This is a genomic window from Desulforhopalus singaporensis, from assembly GCF_900104445.1.
Lineage (GTDB): Bacteria > Desulfobacterota > Desulfobulbia > Desulfobulbales > Desulfocapsaceae > Desulforhopalus_A > Desulforhopalus_A singaporensis.
On record NZ_FNJI01000004.1, the window covers coordinates 212,670 to 222,959 of the forward strand.

11 protein-coding genes are annotated in these 10,290 nt (G+C 45.5%); 9 read left to right on the top strand and 2 right to left on the bottom strand.

The window, feature by feature from the left end:
- The first annotated feature begins 11 nt into the window (after positions 1-11).
- The 3 genes from BLQ17_RS04090 (at position 12) to BLQ17_RS04100 (ending at position 2,957) form a co-directional block, all read left to right on the top strand.
- Entirely contained in the window at positions 12-482 is a 471-nt protein-coding gene (locus BLQ17_RS04090; protein WP_092220053.1) for a pyridoxamine 5'-phosphate oxidase family protein, read from the top strand.
- Between the two features lie 89 nt (positions 483-571).
- Entirely contained in the window at positions 572-1,702 is a 1,131-nt protein-coding gene (locus BLQ17_RS04095) for an SPFH domain-containing protein (RefSeq protein ID WP_092220054.1), read from the top strand.
- Positions 1,703-1,712: 10 nt separating this feature from the next.
- Entirely contained in the window at positions 1,713-2,957 is a 1,245-nt protein-coding gene (locus tag BLQ17_RS04100) for an Rcat domain-containing protein (RefSeq protein WP_092220056.1), read from the top strand.
- A 17-nt stretch (positions 2,958-2,974) separates the two neighbouring features.
- On the opposite strand, the gene BLQ17_RS04105 is transcribed toward BLQ17_RS04100, so the two are convergent.
- Both BLQ17_RS04105 and BLQ17_RS04115 read right to left on the bottom strand, forming a co-directional pair.
- Entirely contained in the window at positions 2,975-3,166 is a 192-nt protein-coding gene (locus tag BLQ17_RS04105) for a hypothetical protein (RefSeq protein WP_092220057.1), read from the bottom strand.
- A 467-nt stretch (positions 3,167-3,633) separates the two neighbouring features.
- Positions 3,634-3,816: a hypothetical protein gene (locus BLQ17_RS04115; RefSeq protein WP_092220060.1), complete on the bottom strand. Its 183-nt coding sequence runs from the start codon at positions 3,814-3,816 to the stop codon at positions 3,634-3,636.
- Positions 3,817-3,967: 151 nt separating this feature from the next.
- On the opposite strand from BLQ17_RS04115, the gene BLQ17_RS04120 reads away from it, so the two are divergent.
- The 6 genes from BLQ17_RS04120 to BLQ17_RS04145 form a co-directional block, all read left to right on the top strand.
- The gene (locus BLQ17_RS04120; protein WP_092220062.1) at positions 3,968-4,282 is read left to right on the top strand and encodes a hypothetical protein; all 315 of its coding nucleotides are present in this window, start codon (positions 3,968-3,970) and stop codon (positions 4,280-4,282) included.
- Between the two features lie 474 nt (positions 4,283-4,756).
- Positions 4,757-5,875: an ABC transporter substrate-binding protein gene (locus BLQ17_RS04125; protein ID WP_176761077.1), complete on the top strand. Its 1,119-nt coding sequence runs from the start codon at positions 4,757-4,759 to the stop codon at positions 5,873-5,875.
- Between the two features lie 279 nt (positions 5,876-6,154).
- Positions 6,155-7,243, top strand: coding sequence for an ABC transporter ATP-binding protein (locus tag BLQ17_RS04130; RefSeq protein WP_092220066.1), 1,089 nt, complete (start codon positions 6,155-6,157; stop codon positions 7,241-7,243).
- A 120-nt stretch (positions 7,244-7,363) separates the two neighbouring features.
- The gene (locus BLQ17_RS04135) at positions 7,364-8,236 is read left to right on the top strand and encodes an ABC transporter permease (protein ID WP_176761078.1); all 873 of its coding nucleotides are present in this window, start codon (positions 7,364-7,366) and stop codon (positions 8,234-8,236) included.
- A gap of 38 nt (positions 8,237-8,274) precedes the next feature.
- Positions 8,275-9,120, top strand: coding sequence for an ABC transporter permease (locus BLQ17_RS04140; protein WP_092220070.1), 846 nt, complete (start codon positions 8,275-8,277; stop codon positions 9,118-9,120).
- A gap of 540 nt (positions 9,121-9,660) precedes the next feature.
- Positions 9,661-10,290, top strand: a 630-nt coding sequence (locus BLQ17_RS04145; protein WP_092220072.1) for an IS1595 family transposase, incomplete at its 3' end; no start/stop codon positions are given.

Consider the following 10,290-nt stretch of genomic DNA (forward strand, 5'->3'; position numbering starts at 1 on the left):
GAGATTGAACTGTGCGGGAGTTAAGAAGAAACGATAAGCAGACGACTTTGGACCAAGCCGTGGAGTTGCTGAGCGATGCAGAGTATGGCACGTTGTCCACGGTCGACGGAGACGGCCAGCCATACGGCGTCCCCCTGAACTATGTCTACAGAGACGGCGCGATTTACTTCCATTGTGCTCTCAACGGCCATAAGCTCGACAATATCGGCGGCAACCCAAAGGTGTCGTTCTGTGTCGTAGGAGATGTCGAGGTGTTGCCGGCTGAATTCTCCACCAGCTATCAAAGTGTAATTGCTTTCGGGGTCGCCTCTGAAGTGGTTGGTAATGAGCGGTACCAGGCCCTTGAGTGGCTGCTTGAAAAATATTCCTCTGACTTCATGGAACAGGGGATAAAATATATTGACAAATTGGACAAGGTCACCAGGATCATCAAAATTGAAGTCCGCCATGTCAGCGGTAAAAAATCGCCTGTCAAGGGGTAGCTCGCCGATTGGCCGGGGTGCAACCGGCGTGCAGAGGGGCTTTAAGACATAGCCTATCAATATCCAAAAAAATCCAGGGGGCAGCAACTATGAACAGGTTTGACGGCGGCGTATTTCTAGAGAACATTGAGTGGTTCGATGAGAGCGGCAGGGAACTGGTGCACCGCCTGCCGGAGAAAGGCTCGGGAGAGATTAAACTCGGCGCACAGCTCACCGTAAGGGAAAGTCAGGCGGCGGTTCTGTTTTACCAGGGAAAAGCCTGCGACGGTTTCGGTCCGGGAAGGCATACCCTGAAAACCATGAACCTGCCGATCCTTACCAAGATACTCTCCATCCCCTGGCGGGGTGACAGTCCCTTGAGGGCCGAGGTCTACATGGTGAACCTGAAATGTTTTACCAACCTCAAGTGGGGAACCCGCAATCCCGTCGCTTTCAGGGATTCGGAGCTCGGTCTTGTCCGGCTCAGGGCGCACGGCGTATTTAACATCCAGATCATTCAGCCTATTCTGTTTATCAATTCCCTGGTGGGAACAATGGCCGAGTTGACCACAGACAGTGTCGAAGCCTACCTCAAGCGGGTCATCGTCTCAAGATTCAACGACTATCTCGGGGAAAAACTCGATACGCTCGTCAACCTTCCGGGCAAATTCGATGAACTCTCCGAGGCGCTGCAGGCCCGGCTTGAAAAGGATTTCAGCCGGTTCGGCCTTCAGCTGTCCGATCTCTATATCACCTCGATCACTCCCCCTGACGAGGTGCAGCAGGCCATTGACGATCAGAGCAGGCTGAGCGCCATAAAGGACATGGACAAATTTATGCAGATGAAGGCCGCCATGGCCATGGAAAAAGCAGCGGGTGCGCAGGGAGAAAGCGGCGCCGGGCTGGGCATGGGGATGGGGCTCATGCTGCCTGGTATGTTCGTCGAGGCGTTGAAAAAAAACAGTGACAGTAATGGTACAGCCGGAAGAAAAACCGTATCCTGCCCTGACTGCGCCAACGCCATTTCGCCTGATGCCAGGTTCTGTCCGCTGTGCGGGCATCAGGTGGTGGTGATGTGCCAGTGTTCTGAATGCGGGAAAAATATTTCGCCAAAGGCCAGGTTCTGCCCGCAATGTGGAGCGCCGGTGCACAAAAAAGCTGCTGCTGCCAGCTGTGGAAAGTGCGGAGCAGAGAATCTGCCCAACTCGATGTTCTGCAACCAGTGCGGCGAACGGATCTGAAGGGAGCAAGATGGAGCTGACTGTCGCCCAACCCTGTCCGACCTGTGGGGCAGAGATTGTGCTCCGTGAGGACGAACGGCTGCTTCGTTGCGATTACTGCGATGTGAACAATTACATGGTACACAGTTCGCTGCCCAGGTTCCTCCTGCCCGCCAGGCTGCCGACCCATATCCAGCAGCGGGATCTCTTCTACCTCCCCTATCTGCGGTTTAAGGGGGTGGTCTATACTTATGGCGGGCAAAAGGTGCGGCACAGTATCATCGACACCACCCGCGCCGGCTCCGGGCTGGAAAAAATCCCTCTGTCACTCGGCCTCAGGCCCCAGGTCATGAACATCCTGCCGGTTACAGCCAATACGCCTGGCGGTTTTATCAAACAATCGGTTGCGGCGAAAACGGTTTTTAAGGAGGCCGCAAAACTCACCACCGTGGTATCGGGGAGCAGAAAAAATAAATTTATTCACATGGCGTTTATCGGTGAGAGCCTCAGCAGGATCTACCTGCCGGTTTATTGTCACCGGGGAGCCCTGTATGACGGTGTTACCCGCCGTATGCTGCTTGAAGAGGTGGTCAGCGACAATCTTGAAGCGCTCAGCGTTGCCGGGCGAAAGGAATGGGAGCCGAAGTTCATTTCAACGCTCTGCCCCGGGTGCGGCGACCCCATGGAAGCGGCCGGCGGAAGTCTTGTGATGATATGTACCAATTGCGACAGCGGCTGGCTCGAGCAAGGCGGCAGGTTCGAGGCTGCTGATGGCCTGACGGTGAAGGGTTCGGCCGATTGCGGGTACGTCCCGTTCTGGTATCTTAAAACAACGACGGCCGGGGCGGAGCTTGCCTCTTTCGCCGACTTTCTTGAGCTGACCAACCAGCCTGTCATGATAAGAAAATCCCACCGGGAAAAGCAGCTTGCATTCATGGTGCCCGCTTTCAAGGCCAACCCCCGGACCTATCTCCAGGCAGCGAGAAATTTCACCTTGCGCCAGGGTCTTTTCCCCGACGGTGAAAGGACCTTTAAAGGTCATCGTTACCCTGTCACCATGCCGTCCGGCGAGGCGGCGCAGTCTATCAAGTCCGTTCTTGCTTTTTGTGCCGTGAGCCATGTGAAAATCAGGGAATTGATTGGCAGGCTGAGCTTCACCGTTGCCGCCCCCAAACTGATCTATCTGCCGTTTCGCGATGCAGGCCATGATGTTATCCAGGAGCAGAGTGGTATCAGCATCTCTGCTGCGGCCCTCAAGTATGGCCTGAAGATGTAGCTCTTGCGCGGAACTGTCTAAATGCCGTCCATGTGCTGCTCGCGATATGATTTGATGCTCTCGTCGTTGCTAAACTTTCTGATGAGATCAAGACAGGCATCGTCCGTGCAGAATTGCGGCAGCATCTGCGGCAGAATTTCCATCATCAACTGCTTCTGCTGCTGGTGATCAAGATTGAGGATAGTCGTCTTGAGTTCTTCCAGGTTCATGGCATTTCTCCCGTGTTGTTGATTTCGTCTTTCAGTCTATATTGGGTGGCTTCTGCTAACAGTCGCAAAGTTGACGGTATGTCTACGAGAAATGTGACCTGATATAATGGTATCATATCCGGGTAAAAATGATAAAGAAGATCTCCTTTTTGAAACAGGGAATAAAAAATCTCTGCAATAAAAAACATCCTCTATCATTTTGGTATGCCTTGATACATTGATTAAAATTCCGATTCAAAAAGGTGAACAGTGTCCGTCTTTAACCGGAATTGAGCGCCCGGCATGGACCGAAAGAGTCATAGCGCCAGAAATAGAACAGGTCTGGGAAAAGAAAATAAGATGAAGCAGCGGCTGGAGCTTACAACTCCCTATTTTAGGGGTGCAGGCTAATTTTTGTCGGGAATCTATCCTTGCACAATTTGACTATAGAGTTCCTTGAGATCTTTATGAATTATCTTTTGAAAGCTCTAGCTGGCAGAACTTGCACTGAATTGCAAAAACAATGAAAAGATGGCTTTTGCCGGTTCTGTTTTTTTGGTTGAAAAACTGTTTTCTCCTTCTGCTGCGCCACGTTTATCGATCATAATGAGTTTATGTTGCGACAATACAACATATTTTACCTTATTGATCACCAGCTGAATAATTGCCAAAACCTGACGAAATTAACCTTAAAGCTTGACAACAGCATAGATTTGCACCTAATAAATAATGATATGTTTTGAGCATTCGCACATAATACTACTGTGTCGCACTAAGAAAATCGAGCCGAACTAATCAAACAAATCTGCTGGAGGGTCTAAAATGTTAAGAAAGATTGGGATTCATCGACGCCTCGTCATGGCAATTGTCATGGTATCATTGGTCAGCCCTGTAATTTCCATTGGGGGGAGTGATAAAGATCTTGGAAAAGACTGGTATTGCAATGAACCAGAAGAACACACGCGTTCCTACCAAGAGCATGTGAAATACCACATCGATAACACCAAACAAGCCATAGCCAATGAGTTAGAAGAGATTTTTACCAATCAATCGCTAACAGCTGATGAAAAGCGTGACAAAACAATAGACGTTTTAAATCGATATCTGCTGAAAATAAAAATGGGCACTGGCGATTGAAAATTCATGATAAATAAGGATGTTTCCAGATAGTTAGGATATAGAAAAATGCCATCTCCTGATTCAATATAGGGTCAAGAGATGGCGTGCGGGAGTCTGTAAATAAAATTGTGTAACTGCTTGCAATCAATTAACTTTGCCAGGAAAAAGGAATTGACGTGAGCAAAGAATGCGAAAAAGAAATCCTGCACTCTTCTGTATACACGAACAACAGCTTTTCCTTCCACAGGCAGGCTAAGGCGCTCCTCAAAGTCAAAATTCCGATATCATCCATTTTCCACTGCTCTTGAGGTGCCTGCGCCATCGGGTTAAACCGAAGATTGTTGAGCTGTTCCTCTGTCTGGCAATTAAAGTTTTCTTGACATAAACGTCTTTTGACGTTTAGAATTTTTGTGATGCAACTTGAGCTATATGATTCATTCGAAAGCGTATTCCAATTTTTTAATTTCTTTAAAATTAAAGAGGAAATTTCAAATGAAAAAACTTAGTGTCAATCAAGTCCTGCCTTACCTCGTTTCATTTTTTATTCTTGGATTAATCTTTACCGGAAATGCATGGTGTTCTTCAGAAAAACCTTTTGAAGGCCAGACACTCGTCGTCGGAACCTGGTCAGGCCCCTATGCCAAAAACTTTGAAGATGCTATCTCAAAACCGTTTGAAGAGATGACAGGTGCCAAGCTGCTTCATAAGTACTCATGGGATTTCACCCCTGAAATTATCGCTGCACCAGCAGATGATCCACCGCTTGATGTAACGATCACCGCAGATTCAGATTATCTCCTTGGGGTAAAAAGAAAACTATGGTTACCCATCAGGTATGATAATGTACCCAATGCCTCAAAAATTTTTGATATCATCATGAATGAGATGTCACCGACAACTGAATTCGGCGTACCGTTTGATGTCGGTATTCATGTCCTGATGTATAGGAAAGACCTTGTTAAGAATCCGCCTGATTCATGGAAGGATTTATGGAAAGAAGAATATAATGGTAAAATAGCCATAGAAAGATGGTTTCCCTACTGGATTTATGTGGGAAGTTATTTGACTGATTATGATCCGCCTAGCAAAGCGATTTATTCTCCAGAGGGCCGGGAAGCCATCCTGGCCAAGATGAAGGATCTCAGCAAACGCTGGTTTTTCTGTTACAGCAAAGGTGCCGAGTTCTGGGCCGCCCTTGATGCAGGAGAAATTCTTATTGGTAATTACTGGAACGGCTCTGCAACAGCAAAAATTCAGGAGCAGATAAAAAAACATGGTGAAGCCACCACCTATGCGATGCTGCTTCCCCAGGAAGGCGCTGTAGCATATCTTGATCACTTCTGTGTTGTCAGGGGCACCAAAAAAAGAGATCTCGCGGAAGCTTATATCAATTACCTTGTAAGCACCGAGGCGCAAACCGCATTTATGAAGGCTCAGTACAACCTTATGGTTAACAGGGAAGTTGTTCCTGAAATTCCGGCTGTCATGAAAGATATACACCCAAAAACAGATGACGACTGGCGAAAAATTAATTTTATTGATGCTGAATATCTTGAACCTCTTCGAAAGGAACTTGAAGATCGTTTTATGAAAGAGGTGCTCGCCCAATAACATACCCCTCTAGGACGCCTTTACCAGAAACTCTTTAATCAACATACATATCCGGATAATAATTATCTGCCCGGATATGTATGTTGTCGGAGTTCAGAATGTTTATAATTACAGGCCACCTCTGAAAATGAGAATTTTACAATAAATTCAACCCGGATGGAGATGTGTTAATACTGAATCATTTTGTGTATTTCAAAAAGTTGGAGTTTTCTTGAGCACAAGATCGGTACATAAATACATTTCCAGAGGTACCTACAGTTTTAAGAGGACATTCATAGTATGAATAATTTTGCTTTGGAACTGAAGAATATCGAAAAACAATATGGTGGGGTAACGGCACTTGAAAAAATAAATCTTCAGGTAAAAGAAGGTGATTTCTTTTTTCTCCTCGGTCCTAGCGGATGTGGCAAAACTACACTTCTCAAAATTATTGCTGGTCTTGAGGAACCGACAAGCGGTAAGGTTTTTATTAAGGGAAGAGATGAGACTGAGCTTCGTGCCAATAAGAGGAATACCGCCACTGTTTTTCAGGAATGGGCGCTTTTCCCCCACATGAATGTGTACGACAATATAGCTTTTGGAATGCGCATGCATAAAAGTTCCAAGCAGCATATTGAAAACAAGGTGAACGAACTACTTGATTTGATACATATGATCGGTTTTGAAAACCGCATGGCTTATCAGTTAAGCGGTGGCCAGCAACAGCGCGTGGCCATTGCCAGGGCCCTGGCAATTGAACCGGATATTCTGCTGCTGGATGAACCCTTGTCCAACCTGGATCTCGCACTAAGACAAAAGATGCGTCTTGACCTGATCAATCTTCATAATAAAATCAAAAAAACATTTATTTATGTCACCCATGATCAGACTGAGGCCATGACCATGGGGAGTAGCCTCGTCGTCATGAACAAGGGCAAAATCGAGCAGGTAGGCTCACCCAGAGAAATCTACAAAAACCCTGTAAATGATTATGTTGCTACATTTATTGGCGAAACGAATGAGATCAGCGGCACCATCACTGAAATGACACCGGTCCCAGTCCTCGAAACAAGAAATGGCCAGAAAATCAAGATCGATATCAGAGATTCCCAACTTCGAAAAGGCGATAAGGCTGTTATCATCATTCGCCCTGAACATGCAACAGTGATGTCAGAAAATGATGAAGTGGACAATCGTTTTGATTTAATTGTGGAAAATATCGCATATTTTGGTCCAACCCTCAGATTGTATTGCCATACAAAACAGAAGGATGTCACATTTTTTGTTGATGTCCATGCTGAAACCGAACTGGCGAGTATTGTAAATATAGGATCATCGATCACCATTGGTGTGAATAGAGAATATGCGCTTTGCTATGGTGCCAAATAAAGAGGTATACTGTTGTTAACAACTGCTCAGCAGATTTACCTGCACAATAAAAGATGAAAGAGATTTTATTTCAGTAAGTTGCAAAATCTTTCATGTTCAAATATGGAGGAAAGTACTGTTTTGGCAACTTTTAAGATTTTACAAAAAAAATATAAATACCTCCTTCCGGCACTTCCTATTTTGCTTTTTTTTCTTTTATTCTTTGTCTACCCATCCATTGTAATGGTCAAATACAGTTTTAACAGGTCTCTGATGTATGGTGAAATTGAGGCCGTTTTTACAATGGAAAACTATATTAACTTTTTCACTGACCCCTTTTATCTCAAGGTACTGTGGCGAAGCATGGTCCTTGCGTTCTGGGTAACGGTGTGCACGATTCCATTCGGGTATATATTGGCCTATGGATTATGGACATCCAAGGGACTCTGGCGGAAACTTCTCTATTTCTGTATCCTGTTGCCGCTATTCACTAACCTGGTAGTCAGGCTTTATGGCTGGCGGATTCTGTTATCTCCCATGGGACCGATCAATGAGATACTCCGAGATATTGGGGTTATCGATAAAAGTCTGAGTATGATTTATACTCTTCCTGCAGTAGTTATCGGACTTGTTTCAGAATGTGCACCTTATTTTGTCCTGATCCTTTTCAGTGTCTTAACATTAATCAATCCCCGGTACATAGATGCAGCTTTAGACTTGGGCGCTAGCAGGATGAAAACTTTTTTTAAAATCATCTGGCCGCTGAGCATGCCCGGCGTTATTTCAGGCGGGATGCTCACATTTATATGGTCTTTCGGTGCATTTGCCACACCGACAATTCTCGGTAAACCGATTCACTGGACACCAGCGATCCATGCGGAACGGCAGATTCTTTCTATTAGAGACTGGCCCTTTGGTACTGCCATCGGCATATCACTGGTTGTCATTGTTTTGATAGTCCTGTTTATCCAGAGTCGGATCGTTCCTAAAGTTCATAGCCAGCGAAAATTATAGTAAATGCATCCAATAAAAACGCATTATGAGGTGGATGAATGAGTGATCATCAAGATCAGCGTGTTAGCACTTATCGTAAGCCATTTGACTGGAACCGCCTTGTTTTTAATATTTTTCTGGTCATAGTACTCTTTATATTGCTGGTTCCGATCCTGATTGTCATTTTCAGCTCTTTTTCGGGAAAAGATCACTTGAGCTGGCCGTTCACCGATTTGACATTTCGCTGGTATATTGAGGTACTTAATCGGCCGCTATGGGTGAAAACCTTTATAAACAGCCTTATTACTGCCGGGCTTACGACCTTTTTTTCACTTGTGCTGGCAACACCTGCAGCATTTGCTCTTAGTAAACGTACAGACAAAAGAGAAGTGAGATTTCTCTCCTCGTTTATTACCTGGCCCATCATGATGCCGCCAGTCATACTGGGTATTGCTCTTTTGATTTTCCTGAGCAGAATTGGACTGAGGGGATCATATTTAGCCATTGCTATCGGACACACCTTGTGGGCTGCCCCCCTTGTTTTCATCACTATGGTCGCGGTGTTCGAACGGTTTAACCCGATATATATCATGGCGGCAAAGGATTTGGGCGCCAACGATTTTCAAGCGTTCATGAAAGTCACAATCCCTATGGTAAAATCGGGTATTATTTCGGCAATGTTTCTCGCTTTTGTTATTTCAACCCAGGAGTTTATCATTGCTCTGTTCCTTTACAGTCCCAGCACCATCACACTGCCGGTGGAACTCTATACAGCCATCAAAGACGAACTGAGCCCCGGTATTTCCGCTATCTCGGTTTATATGATCGGTATTGTCGCGGTGGGATTATTTGTTATCGACAGGGTTATAGGAATTGAAAATGTCGGGTTCAGCGGTAAGGGGTAATGATCGCTGCTGAATTTCAAATCATATGATTGAGGTGGTTGAGACCCCTTGTGGGGAATACACGCTATTTATGATACTGCTGTTGCACGGAAAAAAGGTGCTGAAGTAATTGGTCGTTAGTCGAAGAATAAGCGGCTCGGTCACAGACAGACCATGGAAGAATCCCTGGAGATAGGAGTAGTAAAGGAATATGGCTTCATTTTTGCCAGCTTTTCTGTCAAAGCTGACGAGATGCATTAAACATGCGATGGAGATTTTCTATCCGGTAATGCTATTTCACGGGACATATCTGTGGAAGGAACGAGTTCTCTCACAGGTGTCGGTGAGCATTCCAACAATGAATTTTTCGAGCTCTCTCGGTAAAGATACCTTATAAAATCAGTTAAGGGTGTACCCACATCAGAGCATTCACTATTTTTGCAAAAAATATTTTGATTACCACTAATCTTCAGCTAATGAAAAATTTCTGTAGGGGTATCACTATATGATATCCCTGGCATGACATAATATCCTCAAGAACCCAAAAGAGGAGGATCCGTTATGCCAAGAAGCAAAATTCAATTCCAAGAAGGCCTGAGTTTGAGAGAATTTGTTAATAAATATGGTACCGAAGAGCAGTGTCGTGATCTTCTCTTTAAGGCTCGATGGCCTGACGGGTATCGATGCCCGAAATGCAGTCATGAACTGTACTATTATGTTCAGACACGTCGTGTATTTCAGTGCCGCCAGTGTAGACACCAGCATTCTCTCATAACCAATACTATCTTCACATCATCTAAGTTACCTCTAACTGTCTGGTTTTTAGCAATATTTTTCATGACTCAATCAAAAGAAGGTATGGCTGCTTTGCCTATGAGCAGATACCTCGGAATTTCCTTCAATGCAGCTATAAGGATGAAACACAAACTCCAAATGGTCATGAAACAAGCCGATGACGTCCAACCTCTCTTTGGCCTTGTCCAGATTGATGACGCTTACTGGGGAGGCAAACGGCACGGATGTAAACGAGGGCGAGGCGCTGCAGGTAAGACGCCTATGATCGCGGCTCTCAGCAGAGATACTAAGGGGTACCCCCGTCATATTCGATTTAGTAGAGTCGCTGGGTTTTCTTCTGACGAGATTAAGCGCTGGTCGGAAAAGCATCTTGCTCCAAAACGTGCAGTGTTTACA

Excerpts from the sequence above, each read along its gene's own strand:
- BLQ17_RS04140 (WP_092220070.1), top strand. The coding sequence starts at position 8,275 with ATGAGTGATCATCAAGATCAGCGTGTTAGCACTTATCGTAAGCCATTT.
- BLQ17_RS04130 (WP_092220066.1), top strand. The coding sequence starts at position 6,155 with ATGAATAATTTTGCTTTGGAACTGAAGAATATCGAAAAACAATATGGT.
- BLQ17_RS04100 (WP_092220056.1), top strand. The coding sequence starts at position 1,713 with ATGGAGCTGACTGTCGCCCAACCCTGTCCGACCTGTGGGGCAGAGATT.
- BLQ17_RS04120 (WP_092220062.1), top strand. The coding sequence starts at position 3,968 with ATGTTAAGAAAGATTGGGATTCATCGACGCCTCGTCATGGCAATTGTC.
- BLQ17_RS04125 (WP_176761077.1), top strand. The coding sequence starts at position 4,757 with ATGAAAAAACTTAGTGTCAATCAAGTCCTGCCTTACCTCGTTTCATTT.
- BLQ17_RS04095 (WP_092220054.1), top strand. The coding sequence starts at position 572 with ATGAACAGGTTTGACGGCGGCGTATTTCTAGAGAACATTGAGTGGTTC.
- BLQ17_RS04105 (WP_092220057.1), bottom strand. The coding sequence starts at position 3,166 with ATGAACCTGGAAGAACTCAAGACGACTATCCTCAATCTTGATCACCAG.